Raw genomic sequence first — 21,357 nt, forward strand, 5'->3', positions numbered from 1 at the left:
CGATGCGTTCACCTTAGCCAAAGCCGCTCGCCGGATATAGCCATCCACGGAAAAATACCCGCAAGACATGAAAAAACCCGCCGAAGCGGGTTTCTTCACAGATCCAGACAGCAGGCACTGCCTGCCGTTCGGTCAGGCCCTCATCAGGCCAGTTCGTCGAAGCACTCGGCGACCAGGGCGATACCTTTATCCAGCTGCGCGTCAGGGATGGTGACGGGCATCAGGAAGCGGATGACGTTGTAGTAGGTGCCGCACGACAGCAGGATCACACCTTTCTCGCGAGCACGGGCAACGATCTTGCCCACCAGCTCGGCGGCCGGCTTGCTGTGGTCGCCGCCTTCGAACAGCTCGATGGCAACCATCGAACCCAGGCCACGCACGTCGCCGATGACCTTGTGCTTCTCGGCGATCTGACGCAGGCCGGCCTTGAGCTTCTCGCCCACGGCGTTGGAGCGCTCCAGCAGTTTCTCTTCATCGAACACCTTCAGCACGGCCAAGGCCGCGGCACAGGCAATCGGGCTGCCGGCGTAGGTACCGCCCAGGCCACCGGGAGCGATCTTGTCCATGATCTCGGCCTTGCCGCTGACGCCGGAGATCGGGAAGCCGCCGCCGACGGACTTGGCGAAGGTGGTCAGGTCCGGCACCACGCCCAGTTGCTCGGTGGCGAAGAAGGTACCGGTACGACCGGCGCCAGTCTGCACTTCGTCAGCGATCAGCAGAATGCCGTGCTGGTCGCACAGGGCGCGCAGGCGCTGCATGAAGGCCGGGGAGTTGACGTAGAAACCGCCTTCGCCCTGCACTGGCTCGATGATGATCGCCGCGATGTCCTGCGGCTGGGCATCGTTCTTGAAGATGCGCTCGATGCTGGCGATGGACTCGTCTTCGCTCACGCCGTGCAGCTCGCAAGGTGCCAGGGCGCGGTATACGCCAGCTGGCATCAGGCCCATGCCGGCCGAGTACGGCACGACCTTGCCGGTCAGCGACAGGGTCATCATGGTGCGGCCGTGGTAGGCGCCGGTGAAGGCGATCACGCCAGCACGGCCGGTGGCGGCACGGGCGATCTTCACGGCGTTCTCTACGGCTTCGGAGCCGGAGGTCACCAGCAGGGTCTTCTTGGCGAAGTCACCCGGTACGCGCTTGGCGATTTCTTCGCACAGCTCGATGTAGGGTTCGTAGGCCAGTACCTGGAAGCAGGTGTGCGACAGCTTGGTCAGCTGTTCCTGAACGGCTGCCACCACTTTCGGGTGCAGGTGGCCGGTGTTCAGTACGGCAATGCCGCCCGCGAAGTCGATGTATTCGCGGCCTTCGACGTCCCACACGGTAGCGTTCTCGGCGCGCTCGGCGACGATCGGGTGGATCTGGCCCACGCCACGGGGAACAGCGGCGGCACGGCGTTGCAGCAGGGATTCGTTGGTCTTGCTCATGGGGTCCTCATTCGCCGCTCATCGTCGGCGTGTTGCAAGGAAGCAGCAGCGGGAATCAACCGGGCCAGCATGCGATGATCGACTGGCGCGGCCTTCCGGCCACCCTTGGGGGTTGGTACAGCAACACATCGACGAGGCGTCGCTCTCGCGCCCCGTCGATGACAAAACTCGCCGCCGGATCAGATCGACAGGCAGAGGTATTTGATTTCCAGGTAGTCTTCGATGCCGTACTTGGAGCCTTCACGGCCCAGGCCCGAGGACTTGATACCGCCGAACGGCGCCAGCTCGTTGGAGATCAGGCCGGTGTTGATGCCCACCATGCCGTACTCCAGCGCTTCGGCGACACGGAACACACGGCTCATGTTCTGCGCATAGAAGTACGAAGCCAGGCCGAATTCGGTGTCGTTGGACATGGCGATGACATCGGCCTCGTCCTTGAAGCGGAACAGCGGCGCCAGCGGGCCGAAGGTTTCTTCCTTGGCCACGGCAGCGGTCTTAGGTACGTCGACCAGAATGGTCGGCTCGAAGAAGGTGCCTTCCAGGCTGTTGCCACCGAACAGCACCTTGGCGCCCTTGCTCACGGCGTCGTCGATGTGTTCCTTGACCTTGGCCACGGCCTTGCTGTCGATCAGCGGGCCGGTGGTGATGCCGTCTTCCAGGCCGTTACCGATCTTCAGCTTGGCCACGGCGACCTTGAGCTTCTCGGCGAACGCGTCGTAGACACCGTCCTGCACGTAGATACGGTTGGCGCAAACGCAGGTCTGGCCGTTGTTGCGGTACTTGGAAATGATCGCGCCTTCGACCGCCTTATCCAGGTCGGCGTCGTCGAACACGATGAACGGCGCGTTACCGCCCAGCTCCAGGGACACCTTCTTGATGTCGTTGGCGCATTCGGCCATCAGTTGGCGACCGATCTCGGTGGAGCCGGTGAACGACAGCTTGCGCACGATCGGGTTGCCGGTCAGCTCGCTGCCCACTTCGCCGGCGCTGCCGGTGATCACGCTGAACACGCCAGCCGGAATGCCGGCACGCTCGGCCAGCTCGGCCAGGGCCAGGGCGGAGTAAGGGGTCTGCGAAGCAGGCTTGAGCACCATGGTGCAGCCAGCGGCCAGGGCCGGGCCGGCTTTACGAGTGATCATCGCCGCCGGGAAGTTCCACGGGGTGATGGCCGCAGTCACGCCGATCGGCTGCTTGAGAACGATCAGACGCTTGTCCGGCTGATGGCCGGGAATCACGTCACCGTAGACGCGCTTGGCCTCTTCGGCGAACCACTCGATGAACGACGCCGCGTAGCCGATCTCGCCTTTGGCTTCGGCCAGCGGTTTGCCCTGCTCCAGGGTCATCAGGCGCGCCAGATCGTCCTGGTTCTCGATCATCAGCTCATACCAGCGACGCAGCTTGGTACCACGTTCCTTGGCGGTCAGCGCACGCCAGGCCGGCAGGGCCTTGTCGGCGGCTTCGATGGCACGGCGGGTTTCGGCGGCACCCATCTTCGGCACGGTGCCCAGAGTCTCGTTGGTGGCAGGGTTGTTGACCTTGATGGTCTGACCGCTGTCGGCGTCCAGCCAGGCACCATTGATATAGGCTTGCTGGCGGAACAGTTTGGAATCCTTGAGCTGCATGGGGGCCTCCTGAATGCACCGCACACCGGCGGAGCGAGCTGATATAGAAATGGCGCCAGGGCAGGCACCACCACGAAATTGTTATTCGCCGTTTCCTGGCCAGGAAGCTTAACAGGCGGGAAGGCCGAACAGGAGCGTTTGAAATCTCAAACGCATCCTAGGCACTGGTGAAAAAAAGAACAATAGGCCGTTCAAAAAAAAGAACACCCCGTCGAACACGGACAATTTTGCTCGCTCCGCTGTCAGACACAGGCAATAAATTGTGCGCAATCAACGACACAGCGTCGCCAGCGTGGACGTGTGCGCTTGAGATGAGTATCATGGCGCCCGCGTTGCACTTGTAGCTCAGCTGGATAGAGTACTGCCCTCCGAAGGCAGGGGTCGTGGGTTCGAATCCCGCCAAGTGCGCCATATACGATGAAGGCCCAGGTGAAGACCTGGGCCTTTTTTGTTGCCTGCAGAAAACTGGCGGCTACGACTGCCTGAATGCGTTGAGCACCGTCAGCAAACTGGTCAGGTTATCCGCCACACCCGTCTGGCCAATGCGCTCGGTAGCCCCCGCAGCGGCACTGGTGTCGACGTTGTAGATCTGCATCACCCCCTGGTTGCTCGCCGCCTGGGCCAGGGTGTTCTGCTGTTGCTGGGCACTGACGGCGTTCTCGAAAAGGATGCCGCTGGAGCGGGCCATGGCCTGGTAGAGGATGCTCATCGCCATGGGCGGCGACTCACCCAGTACCTTGACGTTGCTCTGGGTGACCGCGTCGGTGATCTGCTCATTCACGGGGGGCATGCGGCGAACTCCTGTTCGATCCACGGGGGCGTTGCAAAACCGGCGCCGGCACAGACTGCCGTCAGCCGGGGTGTCTCGCAGAGCATGACCAGCACCTGCGGCGTAGCGTCGCCATCGAGCTTGTGGGCCACCACGGCCTGGGCGGCCAAGGCCTGTTTGCCGAACAGTGCAGGAACGCCGTCGGGCGCAGGGCCGGTCAGGCCGAGCGCCTCACGCACCAGCAGCTCCTGAGGCTTGAACAGCAGGCCGGGCGGCTCATCAGGGTCCTTGGCGCTCGACATGGTGACCTCACATTCTTATTGGCAGGCATGTTCCAACGCTAGCACAGCCTGCGAGGCCTGAACGTACTCGCCAAGCTGCAAGGATCAGTCTCTGGCACCACCAGAAGCACCTGCTGACAGACCTTGCGCAAGCTGCACGATTAGAATGCCCGCTCGTGAATCTTGTCTCGCAGGGAAGCCGTTTGCACAAACCGTACTTTGCACCTCTGGCAGTCCAGGACAGGACAGGACTTAGTGCCTCGATCACCTGAATCCTTTCCAACTGGTACTGTCGAGTGAGCGCGTGAAGAAAGATCTGCGCATTCATGTGCGGTTTACGAACCATACCTTCACCACTGCCTACGATGCGGCTACACATGACCCAAAGCGTCCGATCCTTGAGGATCATGGCGGCCGACCTCGCACATTTTGCGAGTCGCGCTACACCCTTTCCCACAGGTTGCCAGGAGTGATTTCGAGCTTTACCCATCCTGCAACGAAGGTCCATCAGACAGCCGCGCAGCGCAATTGGGCACATGTCACCCAGATCGAAACACCGCAAGGGCCGTACTACGTGTTCTTCGAGCTGCGCAGAGCTCGCAAAGAGGATCGCCATCTGCAAGATCTGTATCTCGTGGTTGAGAGTGCCTATCCGCAAGGTCGAGACATGCCAGCGCCTCAGTTGTCCGGCCGTATGGGATTCGGCCTTTTGTGTTCCAAGGTCTATGCAGGGGAAAGGGTTTCAACTCGGCGGTAGCCAGAAACGAAAAAAGGCGCCATAGGCGCCTTCTTCGATATTGCGATCCAGACACCACTTGCGAGCCGCCTTGCGCGACTACGGTTTTCACCGCTGGGGAGTGCTCGGTCTCATCTGGTCAGTCACTCCGATGCGCCGCAGTATTGCGCAACAGGGGTGGTGATGCAAGGCGATTCAATTCCACGCCGACCGGATAGCTCTGACTGCAGCCGCTCTCACCAGCACTTCACGCCACCCCATTCTCACACCCCCGCCCCTCGACGAAACACCGCAGGTTGGCCAGGGTCACCTCGGCGATCTGCTCCAGTGCCTCGCGGGTGAAGAAGCCCTGATGGCCGGTGATCAGCACGTTGGGAAAGGTGGTCAGGCGCAGGAAGACTTCGTCGTCGATGTGGTCGCTGGAACGGTCCTGGAAGAACAGTTGGCTTTCCTGTTCGTACACGTCGATGGCCAGGGCGCCGAGCTGGCGGCTCTTGAGTGCCTCGATCACCGCCAGGGTGTCGATCAGCCCGCCCCTGGAGGTGTTCACCAGCATGGCGCCAGGCTTCATCTGCGCCAGGGTCTCGGCGCGAATCAGGTGGCGGGTGCCGTCGCTGAGCGGGCAATGCAGGCTGACGATGTCCGCCTCGGCCAGCAGTCGTTCCAGCGTCACGTACTCGCCCGTCTCATTGAAGGCTTCTGCCGGGAACGGGTCGAAGCCCAGCACGCGGCAGCCGAAGCCCTTGAAGATCCGCGCCGTGGCCAGGCCGATCTGCCCGGTGCCGACGATGCCGACGGTCTTGCCATGCAGGTTGAAGCCCAGCAGCCCTTCGAGCATGAAGTTGCCCTCGCGTACGCGGTTGTAGGCGCGATGGGTATGGCGGTTGAGGGTCATCACCAGGGCCAGGGTGTGTTCGGCCACCGCCTCGGGCGAGTAACCCGGCACGCGGGCGACGAACAGCCCCAGACGGCGGGCTGTGTCGAGGTCGACGTTGTTGAAGCCGGCGCAGCGCAGCAGCACCGCACGCACGCCATAGTCGGCCAGGGCCTGGAGCACGCCGGCGTCCAGCTGGTCGTTGACGAACACGCACACAGCCTCGAAGCCCTGGGCGAGCCTGACCGTCTCGGCGCACAGCGTCGGCGCCAGGTAGGTCAGCTGCAGGCCGCTGCAGGCGTCGTCACGCTGCAGAGCCTGATCGAAGAAACGCTGGTCGTAGGGTTGGGCGCTGAAGAACGCGATGTTCATGGGCAGTTCCTTTGATGAACACGCCGGGGCCGGGCGCATGGCGCCGCGGCCCTGGCCGGTGCCTGAACAGTATCAGCGCTGTACGCGATCCTGCTCGGGAATGTCGCTCATCAGCGAGCGACGCACATCGTTGTCTTCGGTCAGTTCGAACCACATGCCGTTGAGCACGGCGAAGGCGGCGGCCAGAGGCAGGCCGAGTAACCAGGCGAAATACCACATGACGTGTCTCCTAACTCAGTAAGCGTGGTTGTGTGGGTTTTCGATGGCTTTCGCATCGACCTTGCCCCACAGCACTGCGTAGACCCAGGTGGTGTAGGCCAGGATCAGCGGCATGAAGATCGCCGTGCAGACCAGCATGATGAACAGCGTCATATGGCTGCTCGACGAGTCCCACACGGTCAGGCTGAAGCGCGGATCGACGGTCGACGGCAGGATGAACGGGAACATCGACGCGCCCACCGAAACGATGATGCCGGCAATGCCCAGGCCGCTGGTGAGCATCGCCAGGTTGTCGCGGCGTGCGCGCATCAGCGCGAAGGTCAGCAGCAGGCCGGCGAAGCCCAGCGCCGGGGCGGCGAGCATCCAGCCGTGCTCGGCGTAGTTGCGCAACCACGCGCCGCTGGTCACGGCAGCAGTCTTGAACAGCGGGTTGGACGGCCCGGTGCTGTCGATCGCTGAAGTGATGCTGTAGCCATCCACCCACTTCCACAGTGCCACACCGGCCAGGGCATACAGGACGAGGGTCAGCAGCGCGCTGACGCTGCCGACCGCACGGGCGCGCTCGGCCACCGGGCCGTCGGTCTTGATGCGCAGCCAGGCGGCGCCATGGGTGGTCAGCATGGCCACCGAGACCAGGCCGCACAGCACCGCGAAGGGGTTGAGCAGGCCGAAGAAGGTGCCGTCGTAGTGGATGTGCATGTCCGGAGTCAGGCGGAACGGCACGCCGAGCAATACGTTGCCCACCGCCACGCCGCAGATCAGCGTCGGCACGAAGCCACCGACGAACAGCGCCCAGTCCCAGCGGCTGCGCCAGGCAGTCGACTCGCGCTTGCTGCGGTACTTGAAGGCCACCGGGCGCAGGATCAGCGCCACCAGGATGGCGAACATCGCCAGGTAGAAGCCGGAGAACGACACCGCGTACAGCTGCGGCCAGGCGGCGAAGATGGCACCGCCACCGAGGATCAGCCACACCTGGTTACCCTCCCAGGTCGGTCCCACGGCGTTGATCACCACCCGCCGCTCCAGGTCGGTCTTGCCAATGAACGGCAGCAGCATGCCGGTGCCGAGGTCGAAGCCGTCCATCACGGCGAAGCCGACCAGCAGCACGCCCAGCAGCACCCACCAGATGACACGCAGGGTGTCGTAGTTCAGAAGTTCATGCAGGATCATGATTTCACTCCGCAGGCTGGAAGACGGGTTGGCGAGTGGCCACGCTGGCCGGGCTCGGATGGCCGAGGCCGATCTGCTCCGGCTCCAGGTCCGGGCCGTGCTTGACCGCCTTGAACATCAGCTTCAGCTCGATGACCAGCAGCACGCTGTAGATCGCCACGAAACCGGCGATGGTCAGCAGCAGGGTCTTCACACCCAGGCTCGACACCGCCACAGCGGTGGGCAGCACGCCTTCGATCACCCAGGGCTGGCGACCGTACTCGGCGACGAACCAGCCGGCCTCGATGGCCACCCAGGGCAGCGGGATGGCATACACCGCCAGACGCAGCAGCCAGCGGTAGCGCTCCAGGCGATGACGCGCCGACAACCAGAAGAACGCCGCGGTGAGGGCGATGAAGAACAGGCCCAGGGCGACCATGACGCGGAACGACCAGAACAGCGGCGCCACCTGCGGCACGGTATCCCAGGCGGCCTGGGCAATCTGTGCGTCCGAAGCCTGACGCGGGTCATCGACATAGCGCTTGAGCAACAGGGCGTAGCCCAGCTCGCTGCCGTTGCTTTCGAAGGCCTCCTTGAGCGCCGGGGAAATCTGTGTGGTCGAGCCTGCGGCGCGGATCTGCTCCAGCGCGTCATAGGCCAGCAGGCCGCGGCGGATGCGCGCCTCGGCGCTGACCACCAGGTCCTTGATGCCGGGCATTTCGGTGTCCAGCGAGCGGGTGCCGATCAGGCCCATTACCCACGGAATATGCACCGCGTAGTGGGTCTCGCGGGCCTGCTGGTCGGGAAAGCCGAAGGCGGTGAAGGCCGCCGGGGCCGGCTCGGTGTCCCACATGGCTTCGATGGCCGCCAGTTTCATCTTCTGGTGTTCGCTGGACAGGTAGCCGCTTTCGTCACCCAGCACCACCACCGACAGCGAGGCCGCCAGGCCGAACGACGCCGCCACGGTCATCGAACGCTTGGCCAGGTCGACATGCCGGCCCTTGAGCAGGTACCAGGCCGAGATGCCCAGCACGAAGATCGCCCCGCACACGTAGCCGGCCGACACGGTATGCACGAACTTGGCCTGGGCCACCGGGTTGGTCAGCACCGCGTAGAAATCGCTGACTTCCATGCGCATGGTCTGCGGGTTGAACACCGCGCCCACCGGGTTCTGCATCCAGCCGTTGGCAATCAGGATCCACAGCGCCGAGAGGTTGGTGCCCAGGGCCATCAGCCAGGTCACCAGCAGGTGCTTGACCCGGGTGAGCTTGTCCCAGCCGAAGAAGAACAGGCCGACGAAGGTCGCCTCCAGGAAGAACGCCATCAGCCCTTCGATGGCCAGCGGCGCACCGAAGATGTCACCCACGTAGTGGCTGTAGTAGCTCCAGTTCATGCCGAACTGGAACTCCATGACGATGCCGGTGGCCACGCCCATGACGAAGTTGATGCCGAACAGAGTGCCCCAGAAGCGGGTCATCTGCCGCCAGATCACCCGGCCGGTCATCACGTAGATGGTTTCCATGATCGCCAGCAGGATCGACAGACCCAGCGTCAGGGGGACGAACAGGAAGTGATAGAGCGCGGTCAGCGCAAACTGCAATCGCGACAGGCTGACTATGTCAAAGTCCATGTCTTTTTCCTCTAAGGGTTCACATTCAAAAGCTCAAAACGGGGTCGGTCAGTCGGGGCGCAGGCCCGCCAGTACCGTGTCGAATCCTTGGCTGCCACGCGGCCAGGCGGCACAGACACGCCCGCCTTCCAGCACCAGCAGCCGGTCGGCCAGCGCTGCCTCACGGCGCAGGTGCGTGACCAATAGCCAGGCGCGGCCTTGGCCGGCACGATCCAGCCCGGCCAGCACCTGGCGGGCGGTGGCGCCATCCAGGCCTTCGCTGGGTTCGTCGAGCAGCCAGAGCGGTGCGTTCTGCAGCAGCAGGCGAGCCAGGGCCAGGCGTCGGGCCTGGCCGCCGGAAAGCCCCTGGCCGCCCTCGCCCAGTCGCGTGTCCAGACCCTCGGGCCAGGCCCGCAGGGGGTCGCCCAACCCGGCCGCGTCCAGCGCCTGCCACAGCTGCGCGTCGCTGGCAGCGGGCGCAGCGAGCAGCAGGTTGTCGCGCAGGCTGTCCTGGAACAGCTCGGTGCGCTGGGTCAGCCAGCCCTGCGCGGAGGTCACCCGAACCTCGCCGCTGCGAAGGGCCAGTTCGCCACTGAGCAAGGCCAGCAACGAGGACTTGCCGGCACCACTGCAGCCCACCAGCGCCACTCGCTCGCCGGCCTCGATATGCAGGTCGATGTCCTGCAGGGCATCGCGCCCGGCTCCTGGGTGGCGTGCACAGGCCCGGCGTACCTGCACCACCGGCCCGGCAGGCTGCGAGCCCTCGCAACGGGTCGGTTCGGCAGCGCTCAATTGCGGTGCGATACGCCGCGCCGCCAGGGTGGTGCGTCCCATTTCCAGCGCACCGCGACGCAAAGCGGCCAGCGGCTCGGTGACGGTCAGCGCCAGCAACACGGCGAACACCGCCACCGGCACATCAATGGCTGCTACCGAAACCAGCCAACCGGCCACCAGCAGGGTCAGCGCCAGCAGCACGCTGCCCAGCACGCCGAACGCCAGGCCGGCACGGTTGTCCAGGCGGTTCAACTGGTCGTCGCAGTGCGCCAGCCGCGCATCGCTGGCGGCCAGGTATCTGCCTTGCGCCGCCAGGCGCCCGGCCATCAACAGCTCGGTCTGCCCGGCCACCAGGTCGGCGGCCTGGGCCCGCAGGCTTTCCAGGGCCTGCGCACGCCGCTGGGCCGGACGCAGCGAGCCCAGCCAGGTGCTGCGCAGCACCAGCAGCGTGGTCACCACCATCAGCGCCAGCACCACCAGGCCCAGGCGCAGGTCCACCGCCCCCAGGGCCACGCTGGCCGCCAGAACTGCGGCCAGCGCGGCACCCAGCGGGACCAGCACACGCAGGTACAGCGAATCCAGGGCGTCGATGTCGCAGGTCAGGCGAAACAGCAGGCGCGCCGGGCGCAGGGCCAGTTGCCGGGCGGCGCGGGGTTGTGCCCAGCCGCGAAACAGCCGCACCCGCAACGCGGCCAGTACCGCCAGGGTCGCGTCGTGGGTGGCCAGGCGTTCGCCGTAGCGGGCGAAGGTGCGGCCCAGGGTGAACAGGCGAATGCCAGACGACGGCATGAACACGTCGAAGGCCAGCGCCGTCGCAGCACTCAGGCCGGCGATGGCGGTGGCGCTGATGAACCAGCCCGACAACCCCAGCAGCGCCATGCCGCACAGCACGGTCAGGGCCGCCAACATGGCACCGACCAGCAGCAGGGTGCGACGTTCGGCCCAGAACAGCGCCAGGATGGGACGCAGCGAGGCCAAGCGCTTGCCGCTCATGAGGCCACCTCCAGTCGAACCGGGGTGCTGGGCTGACACAGCCGTTGCAGCGGCAGCTGACGACCCACCGCTGCGGCCAGCGCTGGATCATGGGTGGCGACGATCAGGGTGCGCCCACGCGCCAGCTCCAGCAGTGCCGCGGTGACCTCGGCACGGGTCTGGCGGTCCAGGTGCGCCGTGGGTTCATCGGCGAGGATCAGGCGAATAGACGGGTCGGCCGCAATCCGCGCCAGGGCCAGGCGCAGCCCTTCCCCGCCGGACAGCCCGAGGCCGCCCTCTCCGAGCATCTGCCCGGCACGCGCCTGCTCAACCTCTTGCAGGCAGGCGCTGGCGAGCGCCTTGTCGACTGCCTGGGCGCCCACCGTCGGGCGTCCCAGGCTGATGTTGTGCCGCACGGTGCCAGCGAAGATATGCGGCTTCTGGCCGATCCAGCCGATTTGCCCCGGTGCCACGCCCAGTGTCAGGTGCCCGGCCTGGAGCGGCAGCAACCCGGCGATGGCGGCCAGCAGCGTGGATTTCCCGCTGCCGCTGGGCCCGGTGATCGCCAGGTGTTCGCCCTGGGCGACCCGCAGCGACACACCTTCGAAAGCCGCCCGTGCCGCGCCAGCATGCGCCACGCTCAGCGCCTCGACGCTCACCGCCAGGCCAGGCGTCGCACAGGGCGCCGCAGGCGGCGGCAAGGCCGCGCCCTGCTCGCTCAACTCGGCCAGCGCCTGCAGGGCACTGACGCCGGCGGCGCGGTCATGCCAGACCGCCGACAGGTCGCGAAGCGGCTCGAAGAACGCCGGCGCCAGCAGCAGCACGAACAGTCCCTGGCCCAGGCTCAAGGTCTGGCCCCAGGCGCCGAACGGCAGGTAGCCCAGCAGGTGGAAGCCGATGTACACCGCCACCAGCGCCACACCCAGGGCAGAGAACAGCTCCAGCACCGCCGACGACAGGAAGGCGATGCGCAACACCCGCAGGGTGCGCTGGCGCAGCGACAAGGCCGAAGCCTCGACCCGCGCGGCGGTCAGCTCGACAGCGCGCAGGGCACGCAAGGTGGTCAGGCCACGCAGGCGGTCGAGCAGGAAGGCATTCATGCCGCCCATCTCCACCAGTTGCGCTTCGCTGGCGGCCTTGGCACGCCAGCCCACCAGGGCCATGAACAGCGGAATCAACGGCGCGGCCAGCAACAAGACGGCGGCGGCCAGCCAGGAATGCCAGGCCACCGCCAGGAGAATGAACACAGGCAGGGTCATGACCCGCTGCTGCACGGGCAGGTAGCGCACCAGGTAAGGCAGCACGGCCTCGGCCTGCTCGGCCAGCACACTGGCCGCCTGGCCCGAAGCGGCGCGGCGGGTATCCAACGGCGAACGCTGCGCCAGTGTCGCGACGGCGTGTTCACGCAAGAGGCTGAGATGAGCGCGTGCAGTGCGGTACAGCAAGCGGTTACCCCGGCTCTCGGCCAGGCTGCGCACTGTCCCGAGCACCAGCAGCGCCAGCGCGGCAGGCCACACCCGCGCCATGCCCTGCCCGTCGAGCAGCCCCTGCACGGCCCAGGCGATGGCGGCGGCCTGCAACAGCCACAGCATGCCGCCCAGGGTCTGCAACAAAGCGCCACGGCGGTTGGGCCGGTAGACCGGCGCCTGGACGCACCAGACGCGGGCACCCTCCGAAACGTTGCTCGGTCGTGGTGCACAAGGTTCGCAAGGGGAGACAGTGTTCACGGCACGCCACTGATTCGCTGGAGAGGTCGCCCGGGCCAGGCCTTTGGCGCGGCGGAGCAGCCTGTAACGACGCCGTCGTTCCTCGACGGGCATGGGCCTTGATGGCTAGGAGCCATGCTAAAGCAGGGGTGGCCGCCATTAACTGACGCAGATCAATGGCGGCATGCCATCAGTCGCTAGAGTTCTGTTCACTGGCAAGCGGGTACGAGACATGCATCTAGCCTGCAGGCCGGTTACGAGCGCGTTGCGCCACAGGTGCCGGGCAGGCTGCCTGTAGCCTGGCCCAGCACTTCTGGAAGCCAATGGAAAGACAACCTTCGCCGGCCCCCAACAATAAGTTTGCCCCCCGTTTCGCTACCGCCGACCGATCCGGCGGCCGCCCCATTGAGGCTTGAAGGACTATGCTCAAGAACGCTCCGCTGCGCCTGAAGCTGCTGCTGATACTCATCCTGCCGACCCTCGGCTTCCTGTGGCTGGCCACCGGCAGCGTCATCGACAACACCAGGATCCTGCGCGACATGGACGCCACGGTGGACGCCAGTGCCTCGGCGCAGAGGCTCAGCCAGCTGATCACCACCCTGCAGCGCGAACGCGGCGCCAGCGGTGTGTTCCTCGGCAGCAAGGGCACCTCGATGCGTGACCAACTGGCACGCATGCGCCAGGGCACCGACCAGGCACTGACGTCGGCCAAGGCGCTCAGCACCCGCGGCAGCGAACTGGAACAGACCCTGAGCGTGCTGGATGGCCTCACCACGCTGCGCACTCAGATCGACGCGCTGGGCGTGACCAGCACCGACTCCGGTGCGCGCTACACCGAAATCATCCAGAGGCTGGTCGGCTACACCCATTCCCTGGAAGCGCGCATCAATGACCCGCAGATCATCCACGCCCTCAGCGCCCTCAACCAGTTCATCGAAATGAAGGAGCGCGCTGGCCGCGAGCGTGTGGTGCTGGGCCTGGCCTTCAGCCAGGGCAGCTTCGATGCCCCCCTGCTGTCGCGCTTCAGTCGTAACCTGGGCGAGTTCACCGCCTATGCGGAAAACTTCCGCCGCAAGGCGCCCGCCGAGTTACTGGCGCAACTCGATGAGCGCATGAAAGACGCCAGCGCCCAGGAGGTCAGCCGCCTGCAACGTCTGGCCTTCGAACTGCCGCTGGGCACGGCGCTGGGCATCAAGCCCGAAGCCTGGTTCGAAACCGCGACCCGGCGCATCGACCTGATGGGCGAGGTGGAAAACAACCTGGGGCTGGAAGTCCGCGCCCTGGCCCAGGACGCCCGCGACCATGCCAGCCTGGAACTGTGGCTGACCGTCGCCGCCGCACTGGCAGCCCTGGTGGCGGTCGGTGTGCTGTCGTACCTGATCATCCGCAACATCGACCTGGCGGTGCGTGACGTGACCAGCACTCTGCAAAGCCTGTCGCAGCGTGACCTGACCGCGCGCTCGAACTACCGCAGCCGTGACGAGTTCGGGCGGATCGCCACTGACCTCAACGACATGGCGGCGCAAATCACCCACATCGTTCAAGAAATCAGCAACGCCACGGCACAGGTGGCCACCGCCGCCGAAGAGTCCTCGGCCGTCACCGTGGAGACCAGCCGCAGTGTCGAGCAACAGCGCCAGAGCACCGAACTGGTGGCCACCGCCATCACCGAGATGAGCACCACCGTGCGCGACGTGGCGCGCAGCACCAACGACGCGGCGCAGATGTCGCAGCAGATCAACCGCCACACCACCCAGGGCCGCAGCGAGGTGGAGCACACCATCGGGCTGATTCGCGAGCTGTCGAACCAGGCCGAAGAAACCGCCAGGATCATCGGCGAGCTGAAACAGGAGAGCGACGCGATTTCCTCGGTACTCGACGTGATCCGCAGCATCGCCGAGCAGACCAACCTGCTGGCCCTCAACGCGGCCATCGAAGCAGCCCGGGCCGGCGAGGCCGGGCGTGGCTTCGCGGTGGTCGCCGATGAGGTGCGCAACCTGGCGCAGAAGACCCAGCAGTCCACCGGCAGCATCCAGCAGATGATCAGCAACCTGCAGAACGGCTCGGATCGCGCCAGCCAGTCGATGCAGGAAACCCTCGGCAAGGCCCAGGCCGGGGCCAACAACATCGTGCGCGCTGGCGCCCTGCTCGACGAAATCGCCGAAGGCGTGACCAGCATCAGCGACCGCAATATCCAGATCGCTTCGGCGGCCGAGGAACAGAGCGCGGTCGCCGAAGACATCAGCCGCAACGTCAACGAGATCAATGACCTGGTGATTCAGGTCAGCGCCGGAGCCCAACAGACCGCCGTGACCAGCCAGGAACTGGCGCGCCTGGCCGAACACCAGCAGGACCTGGTCAAGCGCTTCAAGGTCGCCTGAGCCACGGAGCGGTCACCCGGTGGAGGCGGCTTCAGCCGCGAGAAGGCCAGAAAATTCACGGCACCTGCCGTGAACCTGAGGTCGATTCGCGGCTGAAGCCAATACTGTTCGATTGAGCGCTGTGCGGCTTGTGGGAGCGAGCTTGCTCGCGAAAAGCTGGCAAAGTCGCTGAGGTTGCTGTGAACGTGACACCGCCTTCGCGAGCAAGCTCGCTCCCACAGCCTAACTGACCTGGTATGGCGGCTGAAGCCGCTCCCGCCTGGCGCCTGACTACCGGCCTGGGTATCAGCCTCACCCCCGGGCCGCCAGCAGGTGGCGGATCTTCACCGCTACGTCTTTGTCCTGATAACGCCGCGCCGCCGCTTCCAGTTTCTGGTCGGCGCGGGTCACCCGGTCGTGGTGGCGCAGATGCTCCAGCCACGATTCCTCGAAAAAGTATTCCTTCCAGCAGCGCGGGTTCTCGCTGTCCTGCATCAGCCCCCAGGAAAACGCCCCGTTGCGTCGCCGCATGCGGCTGACCGCCTGCATGGCCTTATGGAACGCAGCGGCGTGCTCGGCAGCGATGCAGTACTCCACGGTAATCATCACCGGGCCACGCTCGGCGCTCATCTGTTCGTCGAGCACCGGAGCCGGCCAGTGCAGCGACGGCTGCAGGTCGTCCATGTGCGTCACCGGCAACGGAAAGCGCCAGCGCAGCAGCAGGCCCAGCACCAGCACCAGCGCACCACCGCTGAACGCCATGGCCATCGACCCGTGGCTGGCTACCGCGCCCCAGGCCGCCGCGCCACCCGCAGAACAGCCGAAGAACACCAGGATGTACAGCGACACCGCGCGTGCCCGCACCCAGGAAGCGACGCTGGTCTGCACTGCCACCTGCAGGCTGCTGAGCACCGCGATCCAGGCCACACCGCTGAGCAGCATCACCGGCGCCAGGCCAGCGATGGAGCGGATGCCGGCCAGGCCCAACAGCACCACGGCGTACAGCAGGCTGGCCGCCATGACGATGCGGTCCGGGTCGAAGCGTGCGCGCAGGCGCGGCAGCAGCATCGCGCCGAGAATCGCACCGGCGCCCACGCAACCGAGCAGGATGCCGTAGTCCAGGGCGCTGCCGCCGATTTCGCGGCGCACCAGCAACGGCAGCAGCGCCATGCCCGACACTGCGCCGACGAAGAACGCGGCGGTGCGCACCAGTACCGCACGCAGCGGCCGCGAGCCATGCGCATAACGCACCCCGGCGCGCATCGCGCCCAGCCAGCGTTCGGCCGGCAGCACCGAAGGCAACGGTTGGTGGCGCCAGGCGTACAGGGCAATGATCACCGCCAGGAACGACACGCTGTTGAGGGCGAAGGTCAGCCAGGGGCCGCTGAGGCTGACCAGGACGCCGGCAATCGCCGGGCCGATGGCCCGCGCCACGTTCATCGCCAGGCTCGACAGCGCCACCGCCGCCGGAACGTCTTCGCGCGGCACGATCTCCGGGGCCAGGGCCGACCAGGCTGGCATCATCAGCGCGCTGCCGATGCCCATGGCGAAGGTCAGCAGCAACAGCAACGGCACGGTCATCTGCCCGCTCAGGGTCAGCAGGGTGAGCACCAGCGCCACGCCGGCCATCCACAGCTGCACGGCCAGCAAGTAGCGACGCTTGTTGACGATGTCGGCCAGTGCCCCGGCCGGCAGGGCCAGGAGGAACACCGGCAGCGCCCCGGCGACCTGCACCAGGGCCACCGCCTGCGGGCTGGCCGACAGGCTGGTCATCAGCCAGCCGGAGCCGACCTCGTGCATCCAGGTGCCGATGTTGGAGGCGATACTGGCCAGCCACAGCCAGAAGAAGACTTTCACCTGCAGGGGTTTCCAGGGTGAAGCGGTGGCGGTACGGGTCGTAGGCATGGCGGGCTCGCGGCGCAGCGGCGGGCCGGCAGGGCCCGCGCGGGAAAAAGCTTCACTATCGCTGCGAAGCCTGCGGCCAGCTTGCATCCATGTGCCCAATCAGCCAGCCGGGGCAGCGCGACACATCCACGCAATCTTTCAAGCGGAGTGGGCGGCATAGTCAGGCTTGTCCTGTTGCCCGAGTAATTGCCATGTCCCTGCCTTCGCTCAACCCACGAACCGATGCCCAGTTGGTCGGTCTCGGCCTGCTGTTCATGCGGGTCAGCGCCGCGCTGCTGATGTTCAGCGCCCACGGCCTGCCCAAACTGCTGAACTGGAGCGCCGAACTGCAGCGCATCGAAGACCCGCTGGGCCTGGGCCCGCATGTCACCCTGCTGGCCGCACTGTTCGCCCAGGTGCTGTGCCCGGCGCTGATCGCACTGGGTATCGCCTGCCGCCTGGCCTGCCTGCCGATTCTGTTCCTGCTGCTCGTCGCCCTGCTGCTGGTGCATCCGGACTGGACCCTGGAGCAGAGCCAGTTCGGCTGGCTGTTCGTGATTCTCTTCGGCGGCCTGCTGATCACCGGGCCGGGGCCGCTGGTGGTGCGCCTGTCACGCCGCAGCTGAATGGCCGTCGCGCATCAGCGCTTCGAGCAGCAGTGCCAGCACCACCGCACCAGCGGCCACGGCGAACAGCGTGGCGTAATGCCCGCCGCTGGCGCTGAACAGCGCCGAGTAGCCATAGCCGGCCAAGGCCTGGAAGCTGGCAAAGGAGACCGTGGCGCGTCCCCACAGGGCGCCTTGCTGACGGTGCCCGGCGACCAGTTGATGCACACGGGCCAGGGCCAGCGGCACGATACCGGGCGGGAACGAGCCGATCAGCAGCGCGGCGACCGCCAGGGCGCGCAGGTCCTGGCAGTAGAGCAGCACGACCAGGGCGGCAAGCTGCACCAGCAATACCCGGCGCACCGCCGGGCGCGCCCCCAGACGGTCGGACAGCAGCCCGTAGAGCAGTGGCCCGAAGATGGCGCCGACGCCGTACAGCGACCAGATCAGCGCCGCCGCATGATGGCCCGCGCCCAGGCCCCGGCTCACGTAGTCGACGAGGAACATCATCGGTGCCACCAGCGCGACGGCCATCAAGGCGTACTGGGCGAACACCAGCAGTGCCGCGCTCGACACCACTCGCCCGTCGACGGCCTCTGTCTCGACCTGTCGCGCCGGCTCGTCGGGCCAGCCGCTCCAACTGCTCAAGCTCAGCACCAGCGCCACCAGGCCCAGCCCGAACCAGGTCTGCTGCAAGCCGAGCGACAACAGCCAGGGCACCAGCGAACCGGAAGCGGCGATGCCCACCCCGATGCCGAGGAAGATCGCGCCACTGGCAAGACCCCGTCGCCCCGGCTCGATGTGCGGCAGGATGGTGCTGGCGGCCAGGACCATGATGGTGCCGCCAGCGATGCCGGAGAGCACCCGCCAGGCGAAAAACCACAACACCGAGAGCGGCAGCGCACAGGCCAGGAACGCCAGCGCCACCAGCAGCATCATGGCGCGCAGCACCGTCGGGCTCGACCAGCGCGTGGCCAGCGGCCGGGCCACCAAGGCGCCGATCAGGTAACCGACCAGGTTGGCGGCGCCCAGGTAGACCACCGCCGAGGCGGAAAACCACTGGGCCTCGATCAGCGCCGGCACCAGCGGCGTGTAGGCGAAACGCGCCAGGCCGATGCCGACCAGGCTGGCACACAGCCCGGCCCACAGCGGCAGCCATGACGCCGCAGGCGATTGCGCCGGGCAGTTGGAAGGGCAACGCATGATGACCTCTTGTCCGAAGACGACCATTGATGGAATGGGCCGATCATAGCGCTGCGCTTCGATGAGATAATGCAGCGTTTTTCCACACCCTATTTGCAAATATGCATCAGGAGAAAACAGCTCATGAACTGGGACGATGCGCGGATTTTTCTGGCCCTGTGCCGTGAGCACACCTTGCGCGGTGCGGCCAGGGTGCTGGGCGTCGACCAGGCCACCGTAGGGCGACGCCTCACGTCACTGGAGCGGGCGCTGGGCGCGACCCTGTTCCTGCGCATTGCCGGCGGCTACAGCCTGACCCCGGCCGGTGAAGCGGCACAGGACACCGCCCTGGCCATGGAAAACGCGGCCGCCGAGCTGCAGCGGCGCATCCTCGGCATGGATCAGCGCATGAGCGGGGTGGTGCGGCTTACCACCACCGACTCTCTGGCTATCGACTTCATCATTCCTGCCCTGGCGCGGCTGCACGCGGAGCACCCCGGTATCCAGGTGCAATTGCAGACCTCGCCGCAGATGCTCGACCTAACCCGCCGCGAAGCCGACATTGCCGTGCGCACCCTGAAACCGCAGAACCCCGACCTGGTGGTGCGGCGCCTGGCGCGCTGGCCACGCAGCCTGTTCGCCAGCGCGTCGTACCTGCAGGCGCGCGGAGTCCCGGAGCCGGGCAGCGCCTTCGCCGGGCACGATCTGGTGGTCTATCAGCCCTACCTGGACAGCGGCCAGCCGGTGACCCTGGGCGGCGAACCGATCACCCACGGGCGTATCGCCATGACCTGTACCTCGGGATTGATGATTCGCCGTGCGCTGAACGAGGGCATCGGGCTGGGCGAGCTGCCCGCGCCGCTGGCGTGCAGCGCCGGGCTGCAGCCAGTGTGGCCGCAGCGCGAAGCGCTGGATTACGACGTGTGGCTGGTGACCCACCAGGACCTGCGCCACACGGCGCGGGTCAAGGTGGTCATCGATACGCTGGCAGCGGCGTTCGCCGATCAGCGCTGAAAGGTGCGCCCCAGCCCTTCCAGGCGAGTGGCCAGGGGCGGCAGGCGCTGGCTGCTGCGCGCCAGGGTGCTGACGTTCTGCGCGGTGTGCTCGGCGATGTCACGCACCACCTGAAGCTGCTGGGCGATGCTCTGGCCCAGGCAGCTGTGTTCGTCGGTGGTGGCGGCGATCAGCCCGCTGATCTCGGTGATCGAGCCGATCCCCGCCCCTACCGCCTTGAGCGACTCGACCGCACGATGGCTGTCCTGCACGCAGCGGTCGACGCCCTGACGGCTGTCCTGCATGGCACTGGCGGCCTGGCGGCTCTCCTGCTGCAGGCTGGCGATGATGCCCTGGATTTCCTGGGTCGACACCGCCGTGCGTCCGGCCAGGCTGCGGACCTCGTCGGCCACCACCGCAAAACCGCGGCCCTGCTCTCCGGCGCGGGCGGCTTCGATGGCGGCGTTGAGGGCCAGCAGGTTGGTCTGCTCGGCAATGCTGCTGATCATCGCCAGCACCGAACCGATCTTCTCCGACTGGCTGGCCAGGGCCTGCACGGTCAGATCGGTCTGGTTGATCGAGTCCGCCAGCTGAAGGATCTCGCGCTGCGCCCGGTCGACGCTGGTGTGGCACTCGGCGACCTGCTCACGCACGTCACCGGCCTGCTGTACGGCCTTGGCCACCTGCACGGCGATGCCGTCCATGCCCGCGCCCATGTGCTGCATGCTGTCGTTCATCTTGGTCAGTTCCGACAGTTGTCGGTTGGCACCGTTCTCCAGGCTGGTGCTGGCTTCGGCCAGATCGTTGCCCAGCTTGCCCAGTCCACTGGTGTCGCGCACCACGCCTTCGATCATGCCGGTGAGCTGCTGCAGAAAACTGTCGAAGCGTTGCACCAGCGGTACGTGCAAACGATTGCGCGACTCGCCGTCGTCGCCGACGGTCAGGCGCGATGTGGTACTCAGCATCTTGTCCAGCAGGTCCTGGCTCTCCATGGCCTCGGCATGGTTGTGCCAGGCCAGGTACATGAGGATCACCGTCTCCACCACGACATAGAAGGCATGCAGCATGACGATGCCCCAGCCGCCGCCGTGGTGCATTACATACAGCGGGTAACCCGCCAGGTGCAGGGCATGGAACAGCACATGGTGCGTGGCGATGGTCGCGGCACCGACGAGGATCGGCAACCAGTCGCGATACACCGTAAGCACCGCCATCAGCACGAAGATGCCGAAGTGGACTTCGATCATGCCCTGGGCCTGGTTGATGTGCAGGCCGGCCATGACCATGGCCGCCACCGCACAACAGCAGCGCATGATTCTGGTGCCCGGAATGCTCCGATACAGAGCACTGAGCAGCAAGGCCGTGCCCCCGCCGACCAGCAGCGCCTGGCCGAACGTGTCATGCCAGAACGCCAGCCCCAGGGAACAGAGGAAGGACAGCCAGATGAGACCGAGCATGATGCGATCGGCCTTGCAGTAATGCTCGTGAAAACGTTGCTCACTCACTATCGACAACCTCCAGACCGCTTGGCTGAGTGCGGGCTGCGGCCCGCGAGAGTCGTACTAGCAAAAGACTGACCAATCCATTTGCAGAGCAATGCTGGCACTTCAGCATCGTATGGATAGCAAGCCGTTTTTTACCAGCTAATAGTCATGAATTCGTTAATTGTCTCTTTAAGGTTGACAGTAAAACGCCTTTCAGCCGATTTATCACGCCAGGGTAAATCCTTAATCTGTGCCCAAGTTGAACGACACGCCTTACCCCACAAAACTTCTCAGATTAAGGAAACGACACCATGACCAACTTCACCTACAACCGCCTGAACA

17 protein-coding genes and 1 tRNA gene are annotated in these 21,357 nt (G+C 65.9%); 5 read left to right on the top strand and 13 right to left on the bottom strand.

Translation table 11 applies throughout. The features are described from left to right. Positions 1–143: 143 nt before the first annotated feature. The gene (gene gabT, locus QZ497_RS19310) at positions 144–1,424 is read right to left on the bottom strand and encodes a 4-aminobutyrate--2-oxoglutarate transaminase (protein WP_295478157.1); all 1,281 of its coding nucleotides are present in this window, start codon (positions 1,422–1,424) and stop codon (positions 144–146) included. 179 nt (positions 1,425–1,603) lie between these two features. Then, positions 1,604–3,046 (bottom strand): NADP-dependent succinate-semialdehyde dehydrogenase, encoded by a 1,443-nt coding sequence (gene gabD / locus QZ497_RS19315; RefSeq protein ID WP_295478160.1) that lies wholly within the window; start codon positions 3,044–3,046, stop codon positions 1,604–1,606. A 334-nt stretch (positions 3,047–3,380) separates the two neighbouring features. Between gabD and QZ497_RS19320 the strand changes: the two genes are divergently transcribed. Then, positions 3,381–3,457: transfer RNA gene (locus tag QZ497_RS19320), tRNA-Arg, on the top strand. A gap of 61 nt (positions 3,458–3,518) precedes the next feature. Here the strand turns inward: QZ497_RS19320 and QZ497_RS19325 are convergent. Further along, on the bottom strand, positions 3,519–3,836 hold the full coding sequence (locus tag QZ497_RS19325; protein WP_295478163.1) for a RebB family R body protein: 318 nt from the start codon (positions 3,834–3,836) through the stop codon (positions 3,519–3,521). Continuing rightward, positions 3,824–4,117, bottom strand: a complete 294-nt coding sequence (locus QZ497_RS19330; RefSeq protein ID WP_295478165.1) for a hypothetical protein — start codon at positions 4,115–4,117, stop codon at positions 3,824–3,826. Before QZ497_RS19330 ends, QZ497_RS19325 begins: the two co-directional genes overlap by 13 nt. 283 nt (positions 4,118–4,400) lie before the next feature. Between QZ497_RS19330 and QZ497_RS19335 the strand changes: the two genes are divergently transcribed. Then, positions 4,401–4,853, top strand: a complete 453-nt coding sequence (locus QZ497_RS19335) for a hypothetical protein (protein ID WP_295478169.1) — start codon at positions 4,401–4,403, stop codon at positions 4,851–4,853. A 226-nt stretch (positions 4,854–5,079) separates the two neighbouring features. Here QZ497_RS19335 and QZ497_RS19340 read toward each other — a convergent pair whose 3' ends face one another. The 6 genes from QZ497_RS19340 to cydD form a co-directional block, all read right to left on the bottom strand. Further along, positions 5,080–6,078, bottom strand: coding sequence for a 2-hydroxyacid dehydrogenase (locus QZ497_RS19340; protein WP_295478171.1), 999 nt, complete (start codon positions 6,076–6,078; stop codon positions 5,080–5,082). A gap of 72 nt (positions 6,079–6,150) precedes the next feature. Beyond that, positions 6,151–6,297, bottom strand: a complete 147-nt coding sequence (gene cydX, locus QZ497_RS19345; RefSeq protein WP_295478174.1) for a cytochrome bd-I oxidase subunit CydX — start codon at positions 6,295–6,297, stop codon at positions 6,151–6,153. A 15-nt stretch (positions 6,298–6,312) separates the two neighbouring features. Further along, the gene (gene cydB / locus QZ497_RS19350) at positions 6,313–7,467 is read right to left on the bottom strand and encodes a cytochrome d ubiquinol oxidase subunit II (RefSeq protein ID WP_295478179.1); all 1,155 of its coding nucleotides are present in this window, start codon (positions 7,465–7,467) and stop codon (positions 6,313–6,315) included. A gap of 4 nt (positions 7,468–7,471) precedes the next feature. Further along, a complete protein-coding gene (locus tag QZ497_RS19355; protein WP_295478183.1) occupies positions 7,472–9,076 on the bottom strand; it encodes a cytochrome ubiquinol oxidase subunit I in 1,605 nt (534 codons plus the stop codon). 48 nt (positions 9,077–9,124) lie between these two features. Next, positions 9,125–10,822: a thiol reductant ABC exporter subunit CydC gene (cydC, locus tag QZ497_RS19360; protein ID WP_295478186.1), complete on the bottom strand. Its 1,698-nt coding sequence runs from the start codon at positions 10,820–10,822 to the stop codon at positions 9,125–9,127. Next, complete coding sequence (cydD, locus tag QZ497_RS19365; protein WP_295478189.1) at positions 10,819–12,528, bottom strand: thiol reductant ABC exporter subunit CydD; 1,710 nt, start codon at positions 12,526–12,528, stop codon at positions 10,819–10,821. The genes cydC and cydD overlap by 4 nt, the downstream gene beginning before the upstream one ends. Before the next feature lie 401 nt (positions 12,529–12,929). On the opposite strand from cydD, the gene QZ497_RS19370 reads away from it, so the two are divergent. Beyond that, on the top strand, positions 12,930–14,888 hold the full coding sequence (locus tag QZ497_RS19370; protein WP_295478192.1) for a methyl-accepting chemotaxis protein: 1,959 nt from the start codon (positions 12,930–12,932) through the stop codon (positions 14,886–14,888). Positions 14,889–15,179: 291 nt separating this feature from the next. Here the strand turns inward: QZ497_RS19370 and QZ497_RS19375 are convergent, their stop codons facing one another. Continuing rightward, positions 15,180–16,772, bottom strand: a complete 1,593-nt coding sequence (locus QZ497_RS19375) for an MFS transporter (protein ID WP_295478195.1) — start codon at positions 16,770–16,772, stop codon at positions 15,180–15,182. Between the two features lie 191 nt (positions 16,773–16,963). On the opposite strand from QZ497_RS19375, the gene QZ497_RS19380 reads away from it, so the two are divergent. After that, on the top strand, positions 16,964–17,377 hold the full coding sequence (locus QZ497_RS19380; RefSeq protein ID WP_295478198.1) for a DoxX family protein: 414 nt from the start codon (positions 16,964–16,966) through the stop codon (positions 17,375–17,377). Here the strand turns inward: QZ497_RS19380 and QZ497_RS19385 are convergent. Further along, positions 17,363–18,559, bottom strand: coding sequence for a YbfB/YjiJ family MFS transporter (locus QZ497_RS19385; protein ID WP_295478201.1), 1,197 nt, complete (start codon positions 18,557–18,559; stop codon positions 17,363–17,365). The genes QZ497_RS19380 and QZ497_RS19385 overlap by 15 nt on opposite strands. A 123-nt stretch (positions 18,560–18,682) precedes the next feature. Between QZ497_RS19385 and QZ497_RS19390 the strand changes: the two genes are divergently transcribed. Further along, a complete protein-coding gene (locus QZ497_RS19390) occupies positions 18,683–19,552 on the top strand; it encodes a LysR family transcriptional regulator (protein ID WP_295478204.1) in 870 nt (289 codons plus the stop codon). Here QZ497_RS19390 and QZ497_RS19395 read toward each other — a convergent pair. Then, a complete protein-coding gene (locus tag QZ497_RS19395) occupies positions 19,543–21,039 on the bottom strand; it encodes a methyl-accepting chemotaxis protein (protein ID WP_295478207.1) in 1,497 nt (498 codons plus the stop codon). The genes QZ497_RS19390 and QZ497_RS19395 overlap by 10 nt on opposite strands. Positions 21,040–21,357: the final 318 nt, after the last annotated feature.

It is taken from the genome of uncultured Pseudomonas sp. (genome assembly GCF_913777995.1).
Lineage (GTDB): Bacteria > Pseudomonadota > Gammaproteobacteria > Pseudomonadales > Pseudomonadaceae > Aquipseudomonas.